Genomic DNA, 23545 nt, shown 5'->3' on the forward strand with positions numbered 1-23545 from the left:
GTCGGGACGCGTACGCGGTCGCGCACGCGGGGCGGTGGGGCCGCGCTCAGGTCACACCCGGGGCAGGGACTCGACCCCGATACCACCCTCGATCGCCAGGATCCGGTGCAGCCGGGTGGCCACCAGCAGACGCTGCATCTGCGGCGGTACGTCCCGCAGCACGAGCCGTCGGCCGCACCGCCCGGCACGCCGGTGGGCCCCCATGATGACCCCGAGCCCGGTGGCGTCCCAGGAGTCCAGCTCGGACAGGTCGAGCACCAGGTCGCCGGCTCCGTCGTCGACGGCCGTGTGCAGGACCGTGCGGGCGTCCGCCGCGCTGCGTACGTCGAGGCGGCCCCCGACGACCAGCTCGGCGTGGTCGCCCCTGATGTACATATGCGCTCCCCGAGAATGCGTCTCGTAACTCCGCGTGGGTCTGTTTCCGCGTCTTCGCGTCTGCATGTTGTGCATGGTCTGACTGCCTGAGAGCCCCGGAGGTTGCCGTCTGTAAGCGAACCGATACCGAATTCACCTCATGGAGTGACATCCGAGAGGCGTGCACGGCGTCCGTGGCGCATGCGGCGACCGGTGTCCCGGTCGCCGCATGATCGTTCAGTGCTTGTAGAAGCCCTGCCCGCTCTTGCGCCCGATGTCACCGGCGTCAACCATCCGGCGCATCAGCTCCGGCGGGGCGAACTTCTCGTCCTGGGTCTCGGTGTAGATGTTGCCGGTGGCGTGCAGCAGGATGTCGACGCCCGTGAGGTCGGCGGTGGCCAGGGGGCCCATGGCGTGGCCGAAGCCCAGCCGGCAGGCGAGGTCGATGTCCTCGGCGGTGGCCACGCCCGACTCGTACAGCTTCGTCGCCTCGACGACGAGGGCCGAGATGAGACGGGTGGTCACGAAGCCGGCGACGTCGCGGTTGACGACGATGCAGGTCTTGCCGACGGACTCGCTGAACTCGCGCGCGGCGGCGAGCGTTTCGTCGCTGGTCTTGTAGCCGCGGACCAGCTCGACGAGCTGCATCATCGGCACCGGCGAGAAGAAGTGCACGCCGACGACCCGCTCCGGGCGCTCCGTGGCCGCCGCGATCTTGGTGATCGGGATCGCGGAGGTGTTGGAGGCGAGCACGGTGTCGGGGCGGACGATCTTGTCCAGGGCCTGGAAGATCTCGTGCTTGACCTCGAGCTTCTCGAAGACCGCCTCGACGACGATGTCCGCGTCGGCGGCGGCGTCCAGGTCGGTGGTCGCCGTGATGCGAGCGAGGGCGGCGTCCGCGTCGGCGGCTTCCAGCTTGCCCTTGCTCACGAACCTGTCGTACGAGGCCCTGATGCCGTCGAGGCCGCGGTTCAGCGCCTCGTCGGTGACATCGCGCAGAACGACGTCCCAGCCCGCCTGCGCGGAGACCTGGGCAATACCGGACCCCATGAGTCCGGCTCCGATGACGGCGAGCTTCCCAGCCACTCAGACTCCCTTAACACGCTGCTTGTGTATGCCTCTTCGGCGGAGAGTAGCGTTCGGAAGGGGGCGGGAAACCCGTAAGTAACGCGTGTCACGGTCTCAGGGCGTGAGACACCCGTCACGTCCCGTCCCACGGACCCGGCGCACCCTCACCGGCCGGGTCCGCGCCCTGTGATCCGCACCTCGCGGGCACGGCGCCTCCCGGGCCCGCGGGGGCGTCTAGATTGAGTCCATGGTCAATCTGACGCGCATCTACACCCGGACCGGCGACCAGGGCACCACGGCCCTCGGGGACATGAGCAGGGTCGCCAAGACCGATCTGCGGATCTCGGCGTACGCCGACGCCAACGAGGCGAACGCGGTGATCGGTACGGCGATCGCGCTGGGCGGCCTGGAGGACGAGGTCGTCCACGTCCTCACCCGGGTCCAGAACGACCTGTTCGACGTGGGCGCGGACCTGTCGACGCCCGTCGCCGAGGACCCGAAGTTCCCGCCGCTGCGGGTCGAGCAGTTCTACATCGACAAGCTGGAGGCGGACTGCGACCTGTTCAACGAGCGGCTGGAGAAGCTCCGCTCCTTCATCCTGCCCGGCGGCACCGCCGGCGCGGCGCTCCTGCACCAGGCGTGCACGGTCGTGCGCCGGGCCGAGCGCTCGACCTGGGCGGCGCTGGAGGTCCACGGTGAGGTGATGAACCCGCTCACCGCCACCTACCTCAACCGCCTCTCGGACCTCCTGTTCATCCTGGCGCGCACGGCGAACAAGGACGTGGGCGACGTGCTGTGGGTCCCGGGCGGGGAGCGCTGAGCGACTCCCGGACTCTTCCGCCGAACACGGTCAGGGCGTCCGCGCCGGGCTCGAAGCGACCTTCGGGCCCGTTGCCGCGGGCGCCCTTCGTCGTCCCCGCCGGAGGCTCCGGTCCGACCGCGCGCGGGGACACGAAGGACCACGTCAGCCGCCTGCCGGTCCGTCAGACGGTACGACCGGCCGCCAAGGCGCGGCACCCGTAAGGGAGTTGAGGATCAAGAGGGACGGGGAACTAGTGGTCCAGACCTATTGACCTGTGGTCCAGACCTTCCTATTCTCACGGCACCGTGGGTGTGAAGGCTCAGTCACGCCCCTCCCTCCCCCAACTCCCCCGAGGAGGCGCGGAATGCGCTTCAGACAACGAGCGACGGCAGGGCTCGCCACGCTGCTGCTCCCCCTGGCCGGCCTGGTCGGCCTCGCGAGTCCGGCCCACGCCGCCGACAGTGCCACCGCCACCTACACGAAGACCCAGGACTGGGGCACGGGCTTCGAAGGCAAGTGGACCGTCAAGAACACCGGTACCACCGCGATCAGTTCGTGGACGATCCAGTGGGACTTCCCCTCCGGCACCTCCGTCACCTCGGCCTGGGACGCGGACGTCACCAGCTCGGGCAACCACTGGACCGCCAAGAACAAGTCCTGGAACGGCACCCTCGCCGCGGGCGCCTCCGTCTCCTTCGGCTTCAACGGCGCCGGCGCCGGCTCCCCGTCGAACTGCACGCTCAACGGCGGCAGTTGCGACGGCGGCACCACCGTCCCCGGCGACAGCGCGCCCTCCGCGCCGGGCACCCCCACCGCGTCCTCCGTCACCGACACCTCGGTGAAGCTCTCCTGGGGCGCGGCCACCGACGACAAGGGCGTCAAGAACTACGACGTCCTCCGCGGCGGCAGCAAGGTCGCGACCGTGACGACGACCTCGTACACGGACACCGGCCTGACCGCCGGCACCGACTACTCGTACACCGTCCAGGCCCGTGACACCGCCGACCAGACCGGTCCGGTCAGCGGCTCCGTCGCCGTCCACACCACCGGCGGCACCACCGACCCGCCGCCCAGCGGCAAGAACGTCAAGCTCGGCTACTTCACCGAGTGGGGCATCTACGGCCGCAACTACAACGTCAAGAACCTGGTGACGTCGGGCTCCGCCGCCAAGATCACGCACATCAACTACGCCTTCGGCAACGTCACCAACGGCCAGTGCGCGATCGGCGACTCCTACGCCGACTACGACAAGGCCTTCACCGCCGACCAGGCGGTCAGCGGCGTCGCCGACACCTGGGACCAGCCGCTGCGCGGCAACTTCAACCAGCTCCGCGAGCTGAAGGCCAAGTACCCGAACATCAAGATCCTGTGGTCCTTCGGCGGCTGGACCTGGTCCGGCGGCTTCGCCCAGGCGGCGGCCAACCCGACCGCCTTCGCGCAGTCCTGCTACAACCTGGTCGAGGACCCGCGCTGGGCCGACGTCTTCGACGGCATCGACATCGACTGGGAGTACCCGAACGCCTGCGGTCTGTCCTGTGACAGCAGCGGTGCCGCGGCCTACAAGAACCTGATGCAGGCCCTGCGCGCCAAGTTCGGCTCCAGCAACCTGGTCACCGCGGCCACCACGGCCGACGGCACCTCCGGCGGCAAGATCGACGCCGCGGACTACGCGGGCGCCTCGCAGTACGTCGACTGGTACAACGTCATGTCGTACGACTTCTTCGGAGCGTTCGCCGCGCAGGGCCCGACCGCCCCGCACTCCCCGCTCACCTCGTACAGCGGCATCCCGACGCCCGGCTTCACCACCGCCGACGCGATCGCCAAGTTCAAGTCGAAGGGCGTGCCCGCGAGCAAGCTGCTCATCGGCATCGGCTTCTACGGCCGCGGCTGGACCGGGGTCACCCAGTCCGCGCCCGGCGGCTCGGCGACCGGCCCGGCGGCCGGCACGTACGAGCAGGGCATCGAGGACTACAAGGTCCTGAAGACCTCCTGCCCCTCCACGGGCCTCGTCGCCGGTACCGCGTACGCCTACTGCGGCAACAACTGGTGGTCGTACGACACCCCGGCCACCATCGGCACGAAGATGGCGTGGGCCAAGAGCCAGGGCCTGGGTGGCGCCTTCTTCTGGGAGTTCAGCGGCGACACGAGCAACGGTGAACTCGTCAGCGCCATCAACAGCGGCCTGAACTGATCACCGGCCCGGACACGGGTCCAGAGCACACCGAAAACCGCGGGCAGACCTCCGGGTCTGTCCGCGGTTCGCTGTTCAGGGGCCTCAGGCCACGTTCACCCTCCCCCAACCGCTCCGCGGCCGGGAGGGACCCCCATCCAACGGGGCCCTGAACGTCGCTACGCGACGTTCACCCTCCCCCAACCGCTCCGCGACCGGGGGGACCCCCATCCAACGGGGCCCTGAACGTCGCTACGCGACGTTCACCCGTTGTCCCGGCGGGGCCGCTTCCAGCCAGGCGAGGAAACCGGTCAGCGCGTCCTCGCTCATCGCCAGTTCGAGGCGCGTCCCGCGGTGCTGACAGGCCAGGATGATCGCGTCGGAGAGCAGCGCGAGTTCCTCCTCGCCCTCGGCGGCGCGACGGCCGGCCACCTCGATCGCCGAGCGTTCGAGGACGCGGCGCGGACGGGGGGCGTACGAGAAGACGCGGTACCACTCGACCCGGTCGCCGTTGTAGCGGGCCACCCCGTAGCTCCAGCCCTTGCCGCTGAGGTCACCCTTCTCGGGGACGTCCCAGCGCAGGCTGCAGTCGAACGTTCCGCCGGAGCGCTGGATGAGCCGGCGGCGGAGGCCGAAGACGAACAGCCCCACCACCACGAGCGCTACTACCACTCCGCACACAGTCAGAGCGAGGACCATCGACACCGACCTCCTCGTCTCCTAGGTAACGGAAAAGAAAAAACGTCCGGATTTGCCTCAGCCGCGGCCAGGGCCGGAGTGATCCGGTCCCAGCCGCGGCTGAGGCAAAGCTTCACACAGTGCTCCCCCAGCGCCTAAAGGCCTGGGGTCGCACCGATGGTCAGCGCGTCGACACCGCGCGCAGACGGACGTCCGCGCGACGCTCGGCGGACGCGTCGGCGTCCGACTTCGCGCGCTCGAGCGCCCGCTCCGCACGCTGGACATCGATCTCGTCCGACAGCTCGGCGATCTCGGCCAGCAGCGACAGCTTGTTGTCGGCGAAGGAGATGAAACCGCCGTGCACCGCGGCGACGACCGTTCCACCATCACTCGTACGAATGGTCACCGGGCCCGACTCCAGCACACCGAGAAGCGGCTGGTGACCGGGCATGACGCCGATGTCGCCGGACGTGGTACGCGCGACGACCAGGGTGGCCTCGCCGGACCAGACACTGCGGTCCGCGGCGACGAGCTCGACGTGCAGCTCAGCAGCCAAGGTGGGCTCCTCGGGTCACCACCCGGCGTTGCTGCCGGGTGTTGGGTCAAAGTCTAGTAGGCGTACGGAGGGGGAAGGACCGCACCCCGCGAGGTGTGGTCCCGCCCCCTCACTCAAGAACACGAGGTTCAGGAGACGCCGAGCTCCTTGGCGTTGGCCTTGAGGTCCTCAATGCCACCGCACAGGAAGAACGCCTGCTCCGGGAAGTGGTCGTACTCACCGTCGATGATCGCGTTGAAGGCCGCGATCGACTCGTCCAGCGGGACGTCCGACCCGTCGACGCCGGTGAACTGCTTGGCGACGTGGGTGTTCTGGGACAGGAAGCGCTCCACGCGACGGGCGCGGTGGACGGTGAGCTTGTCCTCCTCGCCCAGCTCGTCGATACCGAGGATCGCGATGATGTCCTGAAGGTCCTTGTACTTCTGAAGAACCGACTTGACGCGCATCGCGGCCGCGTAGTGGTCCGCCGCGATGTAGCGGGGGTCCAGGATGCGGGACGTGGAGTCCAGCGGGTCCACGGCCGGGTAGATGCCCTTCTCGGAGATCGGACGGGAGAGAACCGTCGTCGCGTCGAGGTGGGCGAACGTGGTGGCCGGGGCCGGGTCGGTCAGGTCGTCCGCGGGGACGTAGATCGCCTGCATCGAGGTGATCGAGTGACCGCGGGTCGAGGTGATGCGCTCCTGGAGGAGACCCATCTCGTCGGCCAGGTTCGGCTGGTAACCCACCGCGGAGGGCATACGGCCGAGCAGGGTCGAGACCTCGGAACCGGCCTGCGTGAAGCGGAAGATGTTGTCCACGAAGAACAGCACGTCCTGCTTCTGCACATCGCGGAAGTACTCCGCCATGGTCAGACCCGCGAGGGCCACGCGCAGACGGGTGCCCGGGGGCTCGTCCATCTGGCCGAAGACAAGGGCGGTCTTGTCGATGACGCCCGACTCCGCCATCTCCGCGATGAGGTCGTTGCCCTCACGCGTGCGCTCACCGACACCGGCGAACACGGAGACACCGTCGTGGTTGTTGGCGACGCGGTAGATCATCTCCTGGATGAGCACCGTCTTGCCGACGCCGGCACCACCGAACAGACCGATCTTTCCACCCTTGACGTACGGGGTGAGAAGGTCGATGACCTTGACGCCGGTCTCGAACATCTCGGTCTTCGACTCGAGCTCGTCGAAGCGCGGGGCCTTGCGGTGGATGGACCAGCGCTCGCCCGAGTACTTCTCGTCGGTGTTCAGCACCTCACCGAGGGTGTTGAACACCTTGCCCTTGGTGAAGTCACCGACGGGAACCGTGATGCCGGCTCCGGTGTCGGTGACCGCGGCCTGGCGGACCAGACCGTCGGTGGGCTGCATCGAGATCGTGCGGACGAGGCCGTCACCCAGGTGCTGGGCGACTTCCAGGGTCAGCGTCTTCAGCTCGCCGGCGTTGGCCGGGTCGGCCACCTCGACGTGAAGGGCGTTGTAGATCTCCGGCATCGCGTCGACGGGGAACTCCACGTCGACGACCGGGCCGATGACCCGGGCGACGCGGCCCGTGGCAACGGCCGTCTCAGAAGTCGTCGTCATTACTTGTCACTCCCCGCGGTCGCGTCGGCAAGGGCTGCGGAGCCGCCGACGATCTCGCTGATTTCCTGGGTGATTTCGGCCTGGCGGGCCGCATTGGCAAGACGGGAGAGCGAGGTGATCAGGTCTCCCGCGTTGTCGGTCGCCGACTTCATCGCGCGGCGCGTGGCGGCGTGCTTGGAGGCAGCCGACTGGAGCAGCGCGTTGTAGATACGGCTCTCGACGTAGCGCGGCAACAGGGCGTCAAGGACGTCCTCCGCCGACGGCTCGAACTCGAACAGCGGAAGGATCTCGCCCTCGGGCGCTTCCTCCGCCACCTCTTCGAGGCGAAGCGGAAGCAGCCGGCCGTCGATGGCCGTCTGCGTCATCATCGAGACGAACTCGGTGTAGACGATGTGGAGTTCATCCACGCCGCCCTCCGCCGTGTCCTTCTCGATGGCCTCGATCAGCGGACCCGCGACCTTCTTCGCGTCCGCGTAGGTGGGCTCGTCGGTGAAGCCCGACCACGATTCCACGACCTTGCGCTCGCGGAAGTTGTAGTGGGCCAGACCGCGGCGGCCGACGATGTACGTGTCGACCTTCTTGCCCTCGGCCTCGAGACGGGCGGTCAGCTGCTCCGCCGCCTTGATGGCGTTGGAGTTGAAGGCGCCGGCCAGTCCGCGGTCGCTCGTGAGGAGCAGAACCGCGGAACGGGTCGCCGTCTCCGCCTCCGTGGTCAGCGGGTGCTTGGTGTTCGAGCCGGTGCCGACCGCCGTGACCGCGCGCGTGAGCTCGGTCGCGTAGGGCGTGGAGGCCGCCACCTTGCGCTGCGCCTTGACGACGCGCGAGGCGGCGATCATCTCCATCGCCTTGGTGATCTTCTTGGTCGCGGTGACGGATCGGATGCGACGCTTGTAGACCCGGAGCTGGGCTCCCATGAGTCAGGTCCCTTCCTTACGTCACTTGGCGGCGGCCGGAGCGTCCTCGCCGAGAAGCTTCCCGTCCGAGGTCTCGAACTGCTTCTTGAAGTCAGCGATGCCGTCGGCGATGGCGGTGAGCGTGTCGTCCGACATCTTGCCGCCCTCCTTGATGGAGGTCATGAGGCCCTGCTCCTTGCGGTGCAGGTACTCCAGGAGCTCCTTCTCGAAGCGGCGGATGTCGGCGACCGGCACGTCGTCCATCTTGCCGGTGGTCGCGGACCACACGGAGACGACCTGGTCCTCGGTGGCCATCGGCTGGTACTGAGCCTGCTTGAGCAGCTCGACCAGACGCTGACCGCGCTCCAGCTGCGACTTCGACGCGGCGTCCAGGTCGGAACCGAAGGCGGCGAACGCCTCCAGCTCGCGGTACTGGGCCAGGTCGAGGCGAAGACGGCCGGAGACCTGCTTCATCGCCTTGTGCTGGGCGGAGCCACCGACGCGGGAGACCGAGATACCGACGTTCAGGGCCGGACGCTGGCCGGCGTTGAACAGGTCGGACTCCAGGAAGCACTGGCCGTCGGTGATGGAGATGACGTTGGTCGGGATGAACGCCGACACGTCGTTCGCCTTGGTCTCGACGATCGGCAGACCCGTCATCGAACCGGCGCCCAGGTCGTCGGAGAGCTTCGCGCAGCGCTCCAGCAGACGGGAGTGCAGGTAGAAGACGTCGCCGGGGTAGGCCTCGCGGCCCGGCGGGCGACGGAGCAGCAGGGACACGGCGCGGTAGGCGTCGGCCTGCTTCGAGAGGTCGTCGAAGATGATGAGGACGTGCTTGCCCTCGTACATCCACTGCTGGCCGATGGCCGAACCGGTGTACGGCGCAAGGTACTTGAAGCCGGCCGGGTCGGACGCCGGGGCGGCGACGATGGTCGTGTACTCCAGCGCGCCGGCCTCTTCGAGGGCGCCACGCACGGAGGCGATGGTCGAACCCTTCTGGCCGATGGCGACGTAGATGCAGCGGACCTGCTTCTTGGTGTCGCCCGAGCGCCAGTTGTCGCGCTGGTTGATGATCGTGTCGACGGCCAGCGCGGTCTTGCCGGTCTGACGGTCGCCGATGATCAGCTGACGCTGGCCACGGCCGATCGGGGTCATCGCGTCGACGGCCTTGTAGCCCGTCTCCATCGGCTCGTGCACCGACTTGCGGACCATGACGCCCGGGGCCTGCAGCTCGAGGGCGCGGCGGCCGGACGTCTCGATCTCGCCGAGGCCGTCGATCGGGTTGCCGAGCGGGTCGACGACGCGGCCGAGGTAGCCCTCGCCCACGGCGACGGACAGCACCTCACCGGTGCGCTGCACCGGCTGGCCCTCTTCGATACCGCTGAACTCGCCGAGGACGACCGCGCCGATCTCGCGCTCTTCCAGGTTCAGCGCGAGGCCGAGGGTTCCGTCCTCGAACTTCAGCAGCTCGTTCGCCATGGCCGAGGGAAGACCCTCGATCTTGGCGATACCGTCGCCGGCGACGGTGACCGTACCGACCTCCTCGCGCGAGGCCGCGTCCGGCTGGTACGACTGGACAAAGTTCTCCAGTGCGTCCCGGATCTCCTCCGGCCGGATCGTGAGCTCCGCCATCTGGGTTCCCTGCTCTCCTTGTTGGGCCCGAAGTTTCACTTTGGGGGGCTGGGGGACTCCCCCCGATGAGAGGTGAATCCTCTGCACGGCCCAACCAGGGCCGTAATTGCGTACTGCTTGTGTGATTACTAGCTCGCCATGCGGCGGGCGGCGTCCTCAAGACGGTCCGCGATGGAGCCGTTGATGACCTCGTCGCCGACCTGCACCCGGATCCCGCCGAGGACATCGGGGTCCACGTCGAGGTTGAGGTGCATCGGGCGGCCGTAGAGCTTCGCCAGAGCGGCACCGAGGCGCTGCTTCTGTCCGTCGCTCAGCGGCACCGCGGAGGTGACCACGGCGACCATGCGGTCGCGGCGCTCGGCGGCGAGCCTGGACAGGGACTCGAGTCCCGCTTCCAGGCTACGTCCGCGGGGCGCGGTCACGAGACGCGTCACCAGACGCTCGGTCGTCACGTCGGCCCGGCCGCCGAGCAGGCTGTGCAGCAGCTCGCTCTTGGCCGCCGTGGTGGCGGCCCGGTCGGTCAGCGCGGCGCGCAGCTCGGTGTTCGAGGCGACGATCCGGCCGAAGCGGAACAGCTCGTCCTCGACGTTGTCGAGCGCGCCCGTCCGCTGCGCCGCCGTGAGGTCGGCGGTGGCGGTGAGCTCCTCAAGGGCGTCCACCAGGTCGCGGGGCTGCGACCAGCGGGAACGCACCATGCCGGACACCAGGTCGGCGGTGGTGCCGCCCACCTGGGTGCCGAGCAGGCGCTGGACCAGCTCGGCCTTGGCCTCGCCGGGCTGCGCCGGGTCGGTGAGGACCCGACGCAGCGACACCTCGCGGTGGAGCAGCGCGGTGACCGCGGCCAGCTCGTCGGCGAGCTGTGCCGCGTCCACGGACGTCGAGTCCGTCAGCGCGTCGAGACGCTCACGTGCGGCTGCGGTTGCCTCGCGGCTCGCTCCGTGCGCTGTCATCGAGTCGCCTCGGCCTTCTCCTCAAGCTCGGAGAGGAAACGGTCGATGACGCGGCTCTGCCGGGCGTGGTCCTCGAGGGACTCGCCGACGAGCTTGCCGGCCAGGTCGGTGGCCAGGTGGCCGACGTCCTGACGCAGCGCCTGAGCGGCGGCCTTGCGGTCTGCCTCGATCTGCGTGTGACCGGCGGCGACGATCTCCTCGCGCTGCCGCTGGCCTTCCGCGCGCATCTCGGCGATGAGCGTGGCGCCCTGCTCCGTCGCTTCCTGACGCAGGCGCGCGGCCTCGTGCCGGGCTTCGGCGAGCTGAGCCTTGTACTGCTCAAGAACGCTCTGGGCCTCGGTCTGCGCGGCCTCGGCCTTCTCGATACCGCCCTCGATGGCCTCGCGGCGCTGCTCCAGAACCTTGTTGATGTTCGGGAGAAGCTTCCAGGCCAGGAAACCGAAGACGATGACGAAGGCGAGCAGGCCGATGACAAGCTCGGGGATCGGCGGGATGAGAGGGTTTTCCTTCTCCTCGGCCGCCAGAATGAGCAAGTGGCTCATGTCAGTGCCTTTCGTCTAGTGGGCTGTCGCTGATCGGGTGGATCAGACGCCGTAGACGAACGGCATGACCAGACCGATGAGGGCGAGCGCCTCACAGAAGGCGAAGCCGAGGATCTGGTTGGCGCGGATCAGACCGGCGGCCTCGGGCTGACGGGCGAGAGCCTGGGTGCCGTTACCGAAGATGATGCCGACGCCGACGCCGGGGCCGATGGCCGCGAGGCCGTAACCGATCGAGCCGAGCGAGCCGGAGACAGCGGCAAGGGTCTGGGACATGCCAGTTCTTCCTTTTCTTTACGGACCGGTGGGGGTTGGCCACCGGACGAATGCGGGGTCGAGAGGCGGGCAGCTCAGTGGTGCTCGGCCAGCGCGCCCTGGATGAAGGTGCAGGTCAGCAGCACGAAGACATAGGCCTGCAGGGCCTGGATGAACAGCTCGAAGGCCGTCATGACGATGACCATGACGAACGAGACGCCGGCGTAGGCGATCCCGACGCCGTTGAGCAGGTACCAGGACGCGATCGTGAACAGCAGCAGCAGGGTGTGACCCGCGAACATGTTCGCGAAGAGTCGCACCGCGTGCGTGAACGGCCGGACGATCAGGTTCGAGAGCAGCTCGATGAACATGGCGAGCGGCAGAACCGGGCCCAGCGACTTGTCGTAGCCGCTGAAGTTCTTGAAGGCTCCGACGAATCCGTGGCGCTTGAACGTCAGGGACACCCAGATGATGTAGACGATTCCGGCCAGCACCGCGGGGTACGAGATGATCGCCGTGACCGGGAACTGCGCGACCGGAATGATCGACCAGAGGTTCATCATCCAGATGAAGAAGAACAGCGAGACGACCAGCGGGACGTACTTCTCGCCTTCCTTCTTGCCGATCGTCTCGTAGACGACGCCGCGACGGATGAAGTCGTAGCCGGTCTCGGCGACCATCTGCAGCTTGCCCGGGACGACCTTCGGCTTGCGGAAGGCGGCCCAGAAGAAGCCGACGATGACGATCGAGCCGAGCAGCGCCAGGAGCATCGTCTTGTTGAAGTACAAGTTGCTGTCCCCGTCGCCCCAGAGAGGCTCGAACAGGAACGAGTGCAGGCCGGGTGCCGGGAAGCCACAACCGTCGAAGATGTGGCAGTCGGTCTCGAAGGCGAGCACCTGCGTCGGGTCAGCACTCACCGCGGGCTCCTTCAGCGTGGCGCATAGGTACGGCATCCTCGTTGTGTCGGCGCGGCGCGCAGCCGCGGTTCGGCACTGGGCTGGTGTTACGGATGTGGGGGCGGCAGAGGGGCATCAAGCCTCGCGATCGAACAGGCGTCAGCTCAGATGCCCGCGCCCGCGATGCCGCAGTTGGCACCGGACGATAGCAGGATCTCCCGCGTGCACTTATCCCGGCCCTACCCCTCACGACGAGTGCCCCTTGTTTTCGGGCTTTTCGGCCTTCGAGGAGTCGGGTTCGACGTAGAGGATCTTGGCCTTCATATGGGCACGTGCCTGTGCGCCGATCCACACGAGCGTGGTGACGACCAGGGTGAGCGCGAAGGACTTGGGGTTGAACAGCGATGTGTTCTTGAACGCGGCGACAAAGATGAAGAGCAGAAGAATTTGTGCCGTGTACAGCAGGAGACCCATCGCCTGGAACAAGTGCGGAAGCGATTTGGCAGTGCGCTGCAGGACGTAGAGGCCGAGTCCCATGAAGAGGAGCACCACCAGCGTCGCGACGACCGCCCCGAGGGCCCCCTTGCCGCCGGCGACCACGCCGCTGACGACGGCGGCAATCGCGCCGACGGCGGCCGTGGGTACGGCGGCCTGAAGGAGGATCCGGGCGTCATTGGACGGCATGGCGGCAACTCCGCTTGCTAAGGGGGGCGTGTCGTCATGGACGAGCGTAGTCCCGGGCTGAGAGAGAACCTCACGCCAAAGGACCGTCGTACAGGGGTCCTTCGGCTCTGCCCTGGGTTCTCGTGAACCGTATCACAAACTATTTGATGAGGTCTTTACCTGGTTGGTGTGCTGACTGTCACACATGAGGGTGAAGCTGCGCGTCTGTGCATTTCAAGCGCCCCTTTGTCTGATATTGGGGCGCTTTACTCCCCCACGATTTGGTCACGCGTTAGTCAGATTCTTACCTTCGGCTCAGCGCGAGGACTCGGCCTCACGCCGGTCCAGAAGTCGCGGACGGGTACCGATCGCCGTCGCTCCGTTGACTCCTGAGACTCCGGCAACCGCCGGAGCACGGTGCTCACGCGCCTCGTCCGGCTCGCCCGCGGACGCCGCCTCGTGGGTCACGGGCGCCGCGTCCCGGGCGGTGGCCGCGGCGGCCCTGCGGCGGCGGTAGCGCGGCGGCAGGAGGTGCTCGGCCCAGCGCGGGGCACGCGGTGTGAAGCGCGGCAGCAGGAGCAGCACGAGACCGACGGCGCTGAGCGCCGCGATGGTGAGCACGCTCCACATGGCCCCGGAGTTGACCGAGTACGCGAGGGCGCCGAACGCGATCAGCGCCGACCAGAAGTACATGATCAGGACCGCGCGGCTGTGCGAGTGGCCGACCTCCAGCAGGCGGTGGTGCAGATGCCCCCGGTCCGCGGCGAACGGCGACTGCCCGCGCCAGGTGCGCCGCACGATCGCGAGCACCAGGTCGGCGGCCGGGATCGCGATGATCGTCAGCGGCAGCAGCAGCGGGATGAACACGGGCACCGTCTGGTGCACGGTGTTGCGCGGGGAACCGGTGAAGAGGTTCATCACATCGGGGTCGATCTGCCCGGTGATGGAGATGGCGCCGGCGGCCAGCACCAGCCCGATGAGCATCGACCCGGAGTCGCCCATGAAGATCCGCGCGGGATGCATGTTGTGCGGCAGGAAGCCCAGGCACATGCCCATCAGGATCGCCGCGAACAGCGTCGCCGGGGCAGCCGCCTCGATGCCGTACGAGTACCAGATCCGGTAGGCGTACAGGAAGAACGCGGCGGACGCGATGCACACCATGCCGGCGGCCAGCCCGTCGAGGCCGTCCACGAAGTTGACCGCGTTGATCGTGATGACGACGAGCGCCACCGTCAGCAGCGTGCCCTGCCACTGGGTCAGCGCGACCAGACCGACCCCGGGGATCGGCAGCCACAGGATCGTCAGACCCTGCATGACCATCACGCCGGCGGCGATCATCTGACCGCCGAGCTTGATCAGGGCGTCGATCTCGAACTTGTCGTCCAGCACGCCGATCAGCCAGATCAGCGCGGCTCCGGAGAGAAGGGCACGCGGTTCGTTCGAGTTGGCGAAGACCTCGTTGAGGTTCGTCAGGTGGTCCGCGACCAGCAGACCGGCGCACAGACCGAAGAACATCGCGATGCCGCCGAGCCTCGGCGTGGGTTCACGGTGCACGTCGCGCGCCCGGATTTCCGGCATGGCTCCGGCCACGATCGCGAATTTCCGTACCGGCCCTGTCAGCAGGTACGTCACCGCGGCCGTGATGCAGAGCGTCAGCAGGTATTCACGCACGGGCTTCCCCACAGGTCTCGCTGGCCATCACAGCCCCACACCCTAGCGATGCACGCATATGGTTGAGGACTTTCGGGTAGCGACGATGGTTGCACGTGTGGCTGTGCGGCTCGGTACGCGTACCCCCGGTCAGTCCGGATAAGGCGGAAATCTCCCCGTCAGTTCCCGCACTTCCTCCCGTGCCGTCCGGCTGTCGATCTCGTCCCGCAGCACCCCCGCGAAGAGGGCCGCGACCCGCGCCATCTCCGGCTCGTCCATCCCCTGCGTGGTCAGCGCCGCGGTACCGAGCCGCAGGCCGCGGGCGTCGCCGTGAGGCAACGCACAGGTGTCGAGGACCATACCGGCCGCGGCCAGCCGGCCCCGCGCGGTCCGCCCGTCGACGCCGAGCGGCACCGGATCCGCGACCAGCAGATGGGTGTCGGTGCCGCCCGTGGTGACCGCGAGCCCCTCCGCCTCGAGGCCCGCGGCCAGCACGCGCGCGTTCGCGGTCACCTGATGGGCGTACGCCGTGAAGGCCGGGGTCGCCGCCTCGCCGAAGGCGACCGCCTTGGCCGCGATGGCGTTCATCTGCGCACCGCCCTGCGTGAACGGGAAGACGGCCCGGTCGATCCGCTCGGCCAGCTCACCGCCGCACAGGACCATCCCGCCGCGCGGCCCGCGCAGCACCTTGTGCGTGGTGGCGCACACGACATCGGCGTACGGCACCGGGTTCGGCGCCGCTCCCCCCGCGACGAGCCCGATCGGGTGGGCGGCGTCCGCGATGAGATAGGCGCCGACCTCGTCGGCGATCTCCCGGAACAGCGCGTAGTCGATGTGCCGCGGGTACGAGATCGACCCGCAGACGACGGCCTTGGGGCGACGGGCGCGGGCCAGGGTGCGCACCTGCTCGTAGTCGATCAGTCCCGACTCCGCCTCGACGCCGTAGCCGACGAAGTCGAACCAGCGGCCCGAGAAGTTCGCGGGCGACCCGTGCGTGAGATGACCGCCGAAGGGCAGGCCCATCGCCAGCACGGTGTCACCGGGCCGCAGCAGGGCGGCGTACGCGGCCAGCACGGCCGAACTCCCGGAGTGGGACTGCACGTTGGCGTGATCGGCGCCGAAGAGGGCCTTGGCGCGGTCGACGGCGATCCGCTCGGCGACGTCGACGATCTCGCAGCCGCCGTGATGGCGGGCGCCGGGATAGCCCTCGGCGTACTTGTTCGCCAGCGGCGAGCCGAGCGTCGCCAGCACGGCCGGCGAGGTGAAGTTCTCCGCCGCGATGAGCTGCAGCGTGGTCGACTGCCGGTCCAGCTCACCGCGCAGGATCTCGGCGAGCTCGGGATCCTGGCGGCTCAGTACATCCGCATCGGGCATGGTGGCGACCGGCATGGTGGACTCCGGACATCTGCGGGGGACGCTTACGTCCAATGTAGAACCGGGACCGGTGGCACGCCCGGTGTCACGTCCGCGCGGGTACCCCCGTCAGAGCAGTGACGACCGGGTCCAGCGCCTCGTTGATCTCGTCCCCGATGGACCGGAAGAACGGCAGGGGCGCCCCGTACGGGTCGAACACCTCGTCGGCTTCCGCGGTCGGGGCCAGCAGCCAGCCGCGCAGCGCGGCGGCGGCCCGCACCAGGGCGACGGCACGCTCGATCACGCCGTCCCGGAGGGGCGGCAGGGTCGCGGGGTCTATGGCGCGCACCAGCCGGGTGAACTCCTTCAGCGTGAAGGTGCGCAGTCCGGCGGAGTGCCCCATGGAGATGACCTGGGCCCGGTGGTCGCGGGTGGCCGTCAGCACCAGGTCGGCGCGGATGACGTGGTCGTCGAGCAGCTCGCGCCCCACGAAGCCGGAGGGGTCCGCCCCGAAGTCGGTCAGCACGGTCGCCGCGTTGGCCTCCATGGGCGCGCCCTCGTGGCCCCAGGTGCCGGCGCTCTCCACGATGAGGCCGCCCCACAGGGGGTCGCCCAGCCGGTCCGCCAGGGCATGCCGGGTCAGCCGCTCGGTGATCGGCGAGCGGCACACGTTGCCGGTGCTGACATAGAGGATGCGGAAGGACCCGTTCGGGGATCCGCCGGTCACGGTGATCCCCGTGCCTATGCCACGCATGGGGCTGCTCCCTGCTCCGGCCGAGCGGGGAGCCCGTAGGCCTCGGGGGCTGTCAATTCGCCACCTCGAGGTCGGGTACGACCTTCCGGAGCTCCTCCGCCGACAGTGCGCCGGCGCGCAGCAGGACGGGCACCTTGCCGGTGACGTCGACGATCGAGGAGGGCACGATGCCGGGGGTCGGGCCGCCGTCCAGGTAGACCGAGACGGAGTCGCCGAGCATGCCCTGGGCGGCGTCGCAGTCCTCCGGCGCGGGGTGGCCGGTGAGGTTGGCGGAGGACACGGCCATCGGGCCGACCTCCGTGAGGAGCTCGATGGCGACGGGGTGCAGCGGCATACGGATCGCCACGGTGCCCCGGGTGTCCCCCAGGTCCCACTGGAGCGAGGGCTGGTGCCTGGCGACGAGGGTCAGGGCACCCGGCCAGAACGCGTCGACGAGCTCCCAGGCCATCTCGGAGAAGTCCGTGACGAGGCCGTGCAGGGTGTTCGGGGAGCCGATGAGGACAGGGGTCGGCATGTTGCGGCCCCGGCCCTTGGCGTCGAGCAGATCGGCGACGGCCTCCGAGGTGAACGCGTCGGCGCCGATGCCGTAGACGGTGTCGGTGGGGAGGACCACCAGCTCGCCACGGCGGACGGCGGACGCCGCCTCACGCAGACCTGTGGTGCGGTCGGTCGCGTCGTTGGTGTCGTATCGCCGTGCCATCTAGCAGGCCTCCTCATACACGTACTGCTGGCTGGGGGTGCGAAGAAACGCGATGCGGGCGGACGCGGAGCGCGTCGTCGCCAGGACACCGCGCGCCGGGACCGTGCGGGCCGTGCTCACGGCATCGCCTTGCGGGCGGTCGCGAACCGCGGCCGGTTGTTGAGGTCCGGGTGGTCGGCCGCGTCGGCCCAGCCCCGCTCCTCGGTGAAGATCCAGGGCACCTGTCCGCCCTGGGTGTCGGCGTGCTCGATGACGACGACGCCACCGGGGCGCAGCAGGCGGTGCGCGGTGCGCTCGATGCCGCGGATGAGGTCGAGTCCGTCCTCGCCGGAGAACAGGGCGAGTTCGGGGTCGTAGTCGCGGGCCTCCGGCTGTACGTACTCCCATTCGGTGAGCGGGATGTACGGCGGGTTGGAGATCACCAGGTCGACCTGGCCGTCGAGGTCGGGGAACGACGCGAGGGCGTCTCCCTGGCGCAGGTCGACCCTGGACCCCTCGACGTTCTTGCGCGTCCACCGGAGGGCGTCCTCGGACAGCTCCACGGCGTGCACGCGGGAGCGCGGGACCTCCTGGGCGAGGGCGAGCGCGATGGCGCCCGAGCCGGTGCACAGGTCGACGATCAGCGGTTCGACGACGTCCATCGCGCGGACGGCGTCTATGGCCCAGCCGACGACCGACTCGGTCTCCGGGCGGGGGACGAAGACGCCGGGTCCCACCTGGAGTTCGAGGTAGCGGAAGTAGGCGCGCCCGGTGATGTGCTGGAGCGGCTCGCGGGCCTCGCGGCGCGCGGTCACCTCCCAGTAGCGGGCGTCGAAGTCGGTGTCCTTGACACTGTGCAGCTCGCCCCGCTTCACGCCGTGCACGAAGGCGGCGAGCTCCTCCGCGTCGTTGCGCGGCGAGGGCACGCCGGCGTCGGCCAGCCGCTGGGTGGCCTGGGCCACTTCCGCGAGCAGCAGGTTCACGCTGGTCCTCCGGGGCTGAGCTGTTGTCGTGAGTTGTACGGCGCCGAACTGTTGTCGTCTGTTACGCGGCGGCGAGCTTGGCGGCCGAGTCCGCGTCGACGCAAGCCTGGATGACGGCGTCGAGCTCACCGTCGAGGACCTGGTCCAAGTTGTACGCCTTGAAGCCGACGCGGTGGTCCGAGATGCGATTCTCCGGGAAGTTGTACGTACGGATCTTCTCGGAGCGGTCGACCGTGCGGACCTGGCTGCGGCGGACGTCGGAGGCCTCCCGCTCCGCTTCCTCCTGCGCCGCCGCGAGGAGCCTGGAGCGCAGGATACGCATCGCCTGCTCCTTGTTCTGGAGCTGGCTCTTCTCGTTCTGGCAGGAAGCGACGACTCCGGTGGGAATGTGCGTGATGCGCACCGCGGAGTCGGTCGTGTTGACGGACTGGCCGCCGGGGCCCGAGGAGCGGTAGACGTCGATACGGAGATCGTTCGCGAGGATCTCGACGTCGACCTCCTCGGCCTCGGGCGTGACCAGCACACCGGCCGCGGAGGTGTGGATACGACCCTGCGACTCGGTGGAGGGCACGCGCTGCACCCGGTGCACGCCGCCCTCGTACTTCATCCGGGCCCAGACGCCCTGGCCGGGCTCGGTGGCACCCTGGCCGCCCTTGGTCTTCACGGCGACCTGGACGTCCTTGTAGCCGCCGAGCTCGGACTCGGTGGCGTCGATGAGCTCGGTCTTCCAGCCGACACGCTCGGCGTAGCGCAGGTACATGCGCAGCAGGTCACCGGCGAACAGGGCGGACTCGTCACCGCCGGCGCCCGCCTTGATCTCCAGGATGACGTCCTTGTCGTCGCTCGGGTCGCGCGGGACCAGCAGCAGGCGGAGCTTCTCGGTGAGCTCCTCGCGCTGCTTCTCCAGGTCCTTGACCTCGGCGGCGAAGTCGGGGTCGTCGGCGGCGAACTCCTTGGCCGTGCCGATGTCGTCCCCGGTCTGCTTCCAGGAGCGGTACGTCGCGACGATCGGGGTCAGCTCGGCGTAGCGCTTGTTGAGCTTGCGCGCGTTGGCCTGGTCGGCGTGGACCGACGGGTCAGCGAGCTTCTTCTCCAGATCGGCGTGCTCGCCGATCAGTTCCTCGACCGCCTCGAACATCTCCGGCTCCAATGGACTGTCCCCGGCTCCGTGCAGGGTGCGAGGACGTAGGTACGGCGTGGGGTTCCCCTTGCTCGAACGCGTCGAGAGCCCGGGGAGGGGGCTGGACCGCAAAGCGCCGGTCCCGGCGTCCCCGTGCAGGGGACCCCGAAGACCGGCGCTGTGGGCTCGCTACTTGCTGGCAGCGGCAGCCTTGCCGAAGCGGGCCTCGAAGCGGGCCACACGGCCACCGGTGTCGAGGATCTTCTGCTTGCCCGTGTAGAACGGGTGGCACTCGGAGCAGACCTCGGCGCGGACGGTGCCGCTGGAGATCGTGCTGCGGGTGGTGAACGACGCGCCACAGGTGCAGCTGACCTGCGTCTCGACGTACTCGGGGTGGATGTCGCGCTTCAAGGTGTCTCCTAGTTTCGGGAGGGCGCCGGGTCGCCGCCGCTGGATGCGGATGCGTGAACCGGGGCCGACGTACCAGTCTGCCAGCACTGGCCGTATCCCCCAAAACGGGGGGACGCGGCGATCTATTCCCCGGGGCCTCGGCGCCGGCCGGACGGAGCTGACCTGCGCGCTTGACGGCCGGGGTGCGGCGGGCCGGCCCGCGTGCACGTCGGCCGGGGCGCGGCCAGGTGGGCCCGCGTGCACGTCCCCGGGGCTCAGCCGGGGCTGACGACGCCCTTCGCGGTGCCGGTGGCGGTTCCCTCGGTGGCCGCCTTCGGGATCGGCCGGTCGGCCTCCAGCGCCTTCCACACCAGCTCGGCCTTGGCCTTGTCCACCAGGACGCGGTTGCCGTCGGCCGGGTCGTACTGGACCGGCATCGTCACCATGGTCATGTGGGACGAGCCGATGCTCTTGAGGCCGCCCGCGAAGGACGCGAGGTCGGTGACGCTGCCGAGGTCGGAGTCGGTGGTCACCGTCTTGGTCGCGGTGTCGGCGAGGTCGTACAGCTTTTTCGGGTTGGACAGGAGCCCGATGTGCTTGACCTGGTCGACGAGCGCCTTCATGAACGCCTGCTGGAGCTGGATGCGGCCGAGGTCGGAACCGTCGCCGACGCCGTGCCGGGTACGGACCAGGCCGAGCGCCTGCTTGCCGTCGAGCTCGTGGGACCCGGCCGAGAGGTGCAGATGGCTCTCCTTGTCGGAGATGGCCTTGGTCGTGGTGACCGTGACGCCGCCGAGGTCGTCGATCAGCTTCTGGAAGCCGCTGAAGTCGACCTCGAGGTAGTGGTCCATGCGGATGCCGGTCATGGACTCGACGGTCTTCACCGCGCAGGCGGCGCCGCCGGTGGAGTAGGCGGAGTTGAACATCGCGTCGGAGACCGCGCCGTGGACGGTGCCCTTGGAGTCGGTGCAGGAGGGCCGCTTGACGAGGGTGTCCCGGGGGATGGAGACCACACTGGCCCGCTTGTGGCCCTTGTACACGTGGACGATCATCGCCGTGTCGGAGCGGGCGCTGCCGTCGTCGGTGCCGCCGCCCAGCTTCTTGTTGGTGCCGGAGCGGGTGTCGGAGCCGAGGACCAGGATGTTCTCCGAGCCGTTGTCGACCTTCAGGGGCCGGTCGCTGCCGAGCGCCTGGTTGATGTCGACGCTCTTGAGGTTGCCGTTGAGCTTGAAGAACAGATAGCCGGCTCCGGCGCCGCCGAGCGCCACGACACCCGCCGCGGTCCAGGCCGTGACGAGCAGGGCCTTGCTCCGCGCGCTGCGGGGCTTGCGGCGGCTGCTCTTCGGGCGGGGCGGGGTGCTGCTGCCGGGGTCGCCCGGTATGGCGGGCTCCGGCGTGCTCTCGGCGGGCATGTGTACCTCGGCTTCCTCTTTGCGGTCGGTTACCCCCTGCTTTCAGGGCCAGGCCCATCTGGTCGTGACGAGGCGTACCGCTCCATGGTCACTCCGTACGGTCAGACGGGGAAACTCGGGAAAGGGTTGCACGACGCAAAGTGCCCACCGCGTGACGCGGTGGGCACTCCGTGTGCTCGGCTTGCGTTCGGCCGGAGCGGGGAGAACCCCGCTCACCTGCGATGTCAGCCGAAGATGTCGTACTGCTTGAAATCGGTACCTACCGAGATCCTTGTGGCAAAGATCTCGGTGGTGGCCTTTCCGGTCCCGGGGTACAGGTAGAGCGTGCCGCCGGGGGTGCGGGCCAGGAAGTCGGCCTTGCCGTCGCCGGTCACGTCACCGGGAGCGTCGAAGGCGTTGTAGTCGGCCCACGTGCGCACCTTGATGCGGCTGGAGAAGGCGTCGCTGCCGGTCTTGCCGGTGCCCTTGTACAGGTAGACGTACGAGCCGGAGCCGGTGCGCGCGATCAGGTCGGCCTTGCCGTCGCCGGTGAAGTCACCGTTCGCGCGGATGGAGTTGTACTGGTTCCAGCCGGTGCGGACCTGGATCCGCGCGGAGAAGGTGCCGTTGCCCTTGCCCGGGTACTCCCACATCGCTCCGGCGGAGTCGACGGAGAGCAGGTCGGGCAGCGCGTCGCCGGTGACGTCGCCGGGGGCGATGATCCGGGTGCGGGTCTTCCAGTTGGTGAAGATCTTGTCGTTGGCCCACTCCTCCGTGGAGGGCAGCCAGTGCATCCAGTGGACGTCGCCGGTGGCGCTCTCGCGGACCACGAAGTCCTGGTAGCCATCCCGGTTGAGGTCGGCCTGGAGCACGACGTTCACGCCGTCCCACGAACCCCACGACTGGCGCGCGCCGAACGAGGTGCCGTTGGAGTCCTTCTCGTAGCCCGTCTTGGTCGACGAGTTACGGACCCACAGGTCGGCCTTGTGGTCGTCGTTCAGGTTGCTGTCGGCGACCCGCGGGTAGGCGGCGCCGACGTAGGTGCTGACCTTCGAGAAGACGCTGTACGCGCCGGCGGCGACGCAGTCCTCGACGCCCCAGGAGACGACACCGACGATGCGGCCGCCGACGATCAGCGGGCCGCCCGAGTCGCCGTTGCAGGCAGTGGTGGTGCCGGCGTCGGAGCCGGTCGCCTTCTTGCCCGCGCAGACCATGTGGCCCTTGACGAAGTCGGCGGGGTAGGTGCCCAGGCAGGTGGCGTCCGAGTTGATCGGCAGCGTGGCCGTCTTCAGCGTCTCGGAGATGTCCTGCGTGGTGGAGGTGGTGCGGCCCCAGCCGTAGAGCGTCGCGTTGGTGCCGGCCGCGTACGACGTGGTGTCACCGGACGTCGTCATGCGGATCGGCTTGGCCGTGACGGGCCTCGCCAGCGTGATGACCGCGATGTCGTTGTCGATGGTCGTCGAGTTGTACGACGGGTGGTTCCACTGGCGCCAGGCGCCGGTGACCGTACCGCCGTGCAGGTTGGTGTTGCCCGCCGAGTCGCTGGTCGGCAGCTGGGCGGTACCGGTGATGACCGCGCCGTTGGCCTTCCAGTCGTAGCCCTTGACGCAGTGCGCGGCGGTGAGGATCTTCGTCGGCGACACGACGGAGCCACCGCAGAAGAAGCCGAGGTCGTCGGCCTCGCTGGTGGTGCCCTTGTCGTCGTAGTACCAGAGCTGCGCCATCCACGGGGCCGTGGAGATGGTGGTCGTGGTACCGCCGATGATCTTCGGGTCCACGTGCGCCGGGGTCGTGGAAGCGCTCAGGGACGCCTTCCGGGTCGTCCGGCCCGCGGTGTCGTCACCGGCGAGCGCACCCGCGACACGCTTCTCCAGCGTGGCCTGGGACGGCGTGGCGTTGGCGAGGTTCACGGTGGGTGCGGGCGTCGGGCTGGGCGTGGCGTTCGCGGACGACACCAGGAGCGCGCCGACCACTGCGGCGGCGAGGCCCGCCGCGGCGACCGGAACGGCGATCCGTATGCGGCGTCTGTGTCTACCGCCCCCGGACGTGGACGTATCCACTCAAGTCCCCCCTCAGAGATAAGAGTTCAGATCTGCTTCAGCAGTTGTTCAAGGGCGCGATCGTACACGTGTGCCGGACAGCGCAAAGGGCGGGCGCCCCCCCCCCCCGGGGGGGGGGGGGGCCGCGGGGGGGGGAGAGAAAAC

General features: G+C 68.9%; 23 protein-coding genes. 2 read left to right on the forward strand and 21 right to left on the reverse strand.

Annotation, left to right across the window (positions count from 1 at the left end; all coding sequences use genetic code 11):
• Window positions 1-51: 51 nt before the first annotated feature.
• Window positions 52-375 (reverse strand): STAS domain-containing protein, encoded by a 324-nt coding sequence (locus ACFXGX_RS26085; protein ID WP_355760442.1) that lies wholly within the window; start codon window positions 373-375, stop codon window positions 52-54.
• Between the two features lie 216 nt (window positions 376-591).
• Complete coding sequence (locus tag ACFXGX_RS26090) at window positions 592-1440, reverse strand: 3-hydroxyacyl-CoA dehydrogenase family protein (protein ID WP_355981581.1); 849 nt, start codon at window positions 1438-1440, stop codon at window positions 592-594.
• A 229-nt stretch (window positions 1441-1669) separates the two neighbouring features.
• Here ACFXGX_RS26090 and ACFXGX_RS26095 point away from each other — a divergent pair, with 229 nt between their 5' ends.
• Window positions 1670-2242 (forward strand): cob(I)yrinic acid a,c-diamide adenosyltransferase, encoded by a 573-nt coding sequence (locus ACFXGX_RS26095; protein WP_384795487.1) that lies wholly within the window; start codon window positions 1670-1672, stop codon window positions 2240-2242.
• A 346-nt stretch (window positions 2243-2588) separates the two neighbouring features.
• Window positions 2589-4415, forward strand: coding sequence for a glycosyl hydrolase family 18 protein (locus tag ACFXGX_RS26100; protein WP_384795489.1), 1827 nt, complete (start codon window positions 2589-2591; stop codon window positions 4413-4415).
• Between the two features lie 231 nt (window positions 4416-4646).
• Here the strand turns inward: ACFXGX_RS26100 and ACFXGX_RS26105 are convergent, their stop codons facing one another.
• The 19 genes from ACFXGX_RS26105 to ACFXGX_RS26195 all read right to left on the reverse strand — a co-directional run bounded on the left by ACFXGX_RS26105 (window position 4647) and on the right by ACFXGX_RS26195 (window position 23401).
• Complete coding sequence (locus tag ACFXGX_RS26105; RefSeq protein WP_384795491.1) at window positions 4647-5093, reverse strand: DUF2550 domain-containing protein; 447 nt, start codon at window positions 5091-5093, stop codon at window positions 4647-4649.
• Between the two features lie 160 nt (window positions 5094-5253).
• Window positions 5254-5628 (reverse strand): F0F1 ATP synthase subunit epsilon, encoded by a 375-nt coding sequence (locus ACFXGX_RS26110; protein WP_355760457.1) that lies wholly within the window; start codon window positions 5626-5628, stop codon window positions 5254-5256.
• Window positions 5629-5756: 128 nt separating this feature from the next.
• On the reverse strand, window positions 5757-7193 hold the full coding sequence (gene atpD, locus ACFXGX_RS26115) for a F0F1 ATP synthase subunit beta (RefSeq protein WP_384795493.1): 1437 nt from the start codon (window positions 7191-7193) through the stop codon (window positions 5757-5759).
• Window positions 7193-8107, reverse strand: coding sequence for a F0F1 ATP synthase subunit gamma (locus ACFXGX_RS26120; RefSeq protein ID WP_384795495.1), 915 nt, complete (start codon window positions 8105-8107; stop codon window positions 7193-7195). The genes atpD and ACFXGX_RS26120 overlap by 1 nt, the downstream gene beginning before the upstream one ends.
• Before the next feature lie 21 nt (window positions 8108-8128).
• Entirely contained in the window at window positions 8129-9718 is a 1590-nt protein-coding gene (atpA, locus tag ACFXGX_RS26125) for a F0F1 ATP synthase subunit alpha (RefSeq protein ID WP_384795497.1), read from the reverse strand.
• A gap of 128 nt (window positions 9719-9846) precedes the next feature.
• On the reverse strand, window positions 9847-10668 hold the full coding sequence (locus ACFXGX_RS26130; RefSeq protein ID WP_384795499.1) for a F0F1 ATP synthase subunit delta: 822 nt from the start codon (window positions 10666-10668) through the stop codon (window positions 9847-9849).
• Window positions 10665-11210 (reverse strand): F0F1 ATP synthase subunit B, encoded by a 546-nt coding sequence (locus ACFXGX_RS26135; protein ID WP_351543471.1) that lies wholly within the window; start codon window positions 11208-11210, stop codon window positions 10665-10667. The genes ACFXGX_RS26130 and ACFXGX_RS26135 overlap by 4 nt, the downstream gene beginning before the upstream one ends.
• 42 nt (window positions 11211-11252) lie before the next feature.
• Entirely contained in the window at window positions 11253-11483 is a 231-nt protein-coding gene (gene atpE / locus ACFXGX_RS26140; RefSeq protein ID WP_031039373.1) for an ATP synthase F0 subunit C, read from the reverse strand.
• A gap of 74 nt (window positions 11484-11557) precedes the next feature.
• Entirely contained in the window at window positions 11558-12379 is an 822-nt protein-coding gene (gene atpB, locus ACFXGX_RS26145; RefSeq protein ID WP_384795502.1) for a F0F1 ATP synthase subunit A, read from the reverse strand.
• Between the two features lie 225 nt (window positions 12380-12604).
• The gene (locus ACFXGX_RS26150; RefSeq protein ID WP_355760478.1) at window positions 12605-13042 is read right to left on the reverse strand and encodes a hypothetical protein; all 438 of its coding nucleotides are present in this window, start codon (window positions 13040-13042) and stop codon (window positions 12605-12607) included.
• Between the two features lie 294 nt (window positions 13043-13336).
• Window positions 13337-14692 (reverse strand): MraY family glycosyltransferase, encoded by a 1356-nt coding sequence (locus tag ACFXGX_RS26155; RefSeq protein ID WP_384795504.1) that lies wholly within the window; start codon window positions 14690-14692, stop codon window positions 13337-13339.
• Window positions 14693-14821: 129 nt separating this feature from the next.
• Window positions 14822-16060, reverse strand: coding sequence for a serine hydroxymethyltransferase (glyA, locus tag ACFXGX_RS26160; protein ID WP_384795506.1), 1239 nt, complete (start codon window positions 16058-16060; stop codon window positions 14822-14824).
• A 70-nt stretch (window positions 16061-16130) separates the two neighbouring features.
• Window positions 16131-16778, reverse strand: a complete 648-nt coding sequence (locus ACFXGX_RS26165) for a protein-tyrosine-phosphatase (protein ID WP_384795508.1) — start codon at window positions 16776-16778, stop codon at window positions 16131-16133.
• A 52-nt stretch (window positions 16779-16830) separates the two neighbouring features.
• Complete coding sequence (locus ACFXGX_RS26170) at window positions 16831-17478, reverse strand: L-threonylcarbamoyladenylate synthase (protein ID WP_384795509.1); 648 nt, start codon at window positions 17476-17478, stop codon at window positions 16831-16833.
• Window positions 17479-17594: 116 nt separating this feature from the next.
• Window positions 17595-18440, reverse strand: coding sequence for a peptide chain release factor N(5)-glutamine methyltransferase (prmC, locus tag ACFXGX_RS26175; RefSeq protein ID WP_355760493.1), 846 nt, complete (start codon window positions 18438-18440; stop codon window positions 17595-17597).
• Between the two features lie 61 nt (window positions 18441-18501).
• Complete coding sequence (prfA, locus tag ACFXGX_RS26180) at window positions 18502-19578, reverse strand: peptide chain release factor 1 (protein ID WP_384795511.1); 1077 nt, start codon at window positions 19576-19578, stop codon at window positions 18502-18504.
• 171 nt (window positions 19579-19749) lie between these two features.
• Window positions 19750-19971, reverse strand: a complete 222-nt coding sequence (gene rpmE, locus ACFXGX_RS26185; protein ID WP_328553393.1) for a 50S ribosomal protein L31 — start codon at window positions 19969-19971, stop codon at window positions 19750-19752.
• Between the two features lie 254 nt (window positions 19972-20225).
• Window positions 20226-21362, reverse strand: a complete 1137-nt coding sequence (locus ACFXGX_RS26190) for an LCP family protein (protein WP_384795514.1) — start codon at window positions 21360-21362, stop codon at window positions 20226-20228.
• A 224-nt stretch (window positions 21363-21586) separates the two neighbouring features.
• Window positions 21587-23401, reverse strand: a complete 1815-nt coding sequence (locus ACFXGX_RS26195) for a trypsin-like serine protease (protein ID WP_384795516.1) — start codon at window positions 23399-23401, stop codon at window positions 21587-21589.
• Between the last annotated feature and the right edge of the window lie 144 nt (window positions 23402-23545).

This window comes from Streptomyces sp. NPDC059371, from assembly GCF_042751995.1.
Taxonomy (GTDB): domain Bacteria; phylum Actinomycetota; class Actinomycetes; order Streptomycetales; family Streptomycetaceae; genus Streptomyces.

Coding starts and splice junctions, on each gene's coding strand:
- ACFXGX_RS26085 (WP_355760442.1), bottom strand. CDS start 375: ATGTACATCAGGGGCGACCACGCCGAGCTGGTCGTCGGGGGCCGCCTC.
- ACFXGX_RS26095 (WP_384795487.1), top strand. CDS start 1,670: ATGGTCAATCTGACGCGCATCTACACCCGGACCGGCGACCAGGGCACC.
- ACFXGX_RS26100 (WP_384795489.1), top strand. CDS start 2,589: ATGCGCTTCAGACAACGAGCGACGGCAGGGCTCGCCACGCTGCTGCTC.
- ACFXGX_RS26105 (WP_384795491.1), bottom strand. CDS start 5,093: ATGGTCCTCGCTCTGACTGTGTGCGGAGTGGTAGTAGCGCTCGTGGTG.
- atpD (WP_384795493.1), bottom strand. CDS start 7,193: ATGACGACGACTTCTGAGACGGCCGTTGCCACGGGCCGCGTCGCCCGG.
- ACFXGX_RS26120 (WP_384795495.1), bottom strand. CDS start 8,107: ATGGGAGCCCAGCTCCGGGTCTACAAGCGTCGCATCCGATCCGTCACC.
- atpA (WP_384795497.1), bottom strand. CDS start 9,718: ATGGCGGAGCTCACGATCCGGCCGGAGGAGATCCGGGACGCACTGGAG.
- ACFXGX_RS26130 (WP_384795499.1), bottom strand. CDS start 10,668: ATGACAGCGCACGGAGCGAGCCGCGAGGCAACCGCAGCCGCACGTGAG.
- ACFXGX_RS26135 (WP_351543471.1), bottom strand. CDS start 11,210: ATGAGCCACTTGCTCATTCTGGCGGCCGAGGAGAAGGAAAACCCTCTC.
- atpE (WP_031039373.1), bottom strand. CDS start 11,483: ATGTCCCAGACCCTTGCCGCTGTCTCCGGCTCGCTCGGCTCGATCGGT.
- ACFXGX_RS26150 (WP_355760478.1), bottom strand. CDS start 13,042: ATGCCGTCCAATGACGCCCGGATCCTCCTTCAGGCCGCCGTACCCACG.
- glyA (WP_384795506.1), bottom strand. CDS start 16,060: ATGCCGGTCGCCACCATGCCCGATGCGGATGTACTGAGCCGCCAGGAT.
- ACFXGX_RS26165 (WP_384795508.1), bottom strand. CDS start 16,778: ATGCGTGGCATAGGCACGGGGATCACCGTGACCGGCGGATCCCCGAAC.
- ACFXGX_RS26170 (WP_384795509.1), bottom strand. CDS start 17,478: ATGGCACGGCGATACGACACCAACGACGCGACCGACCGCACCACAGGT.
- prfA (WP_384795511.1), bottom strand. CDS start 19,578: ATGTTCGAGGCGGTCGAGGAACTGATCGGCGAGCACGCCGATCTGGAG.
- ACFXGX_RS26190 (WP_384795514.1), bottom strand. CDS start 21,362: ATGCCCGCCGAGAGCACGCCGGAGCCCGCCATACCGGGCGACCCCGGC.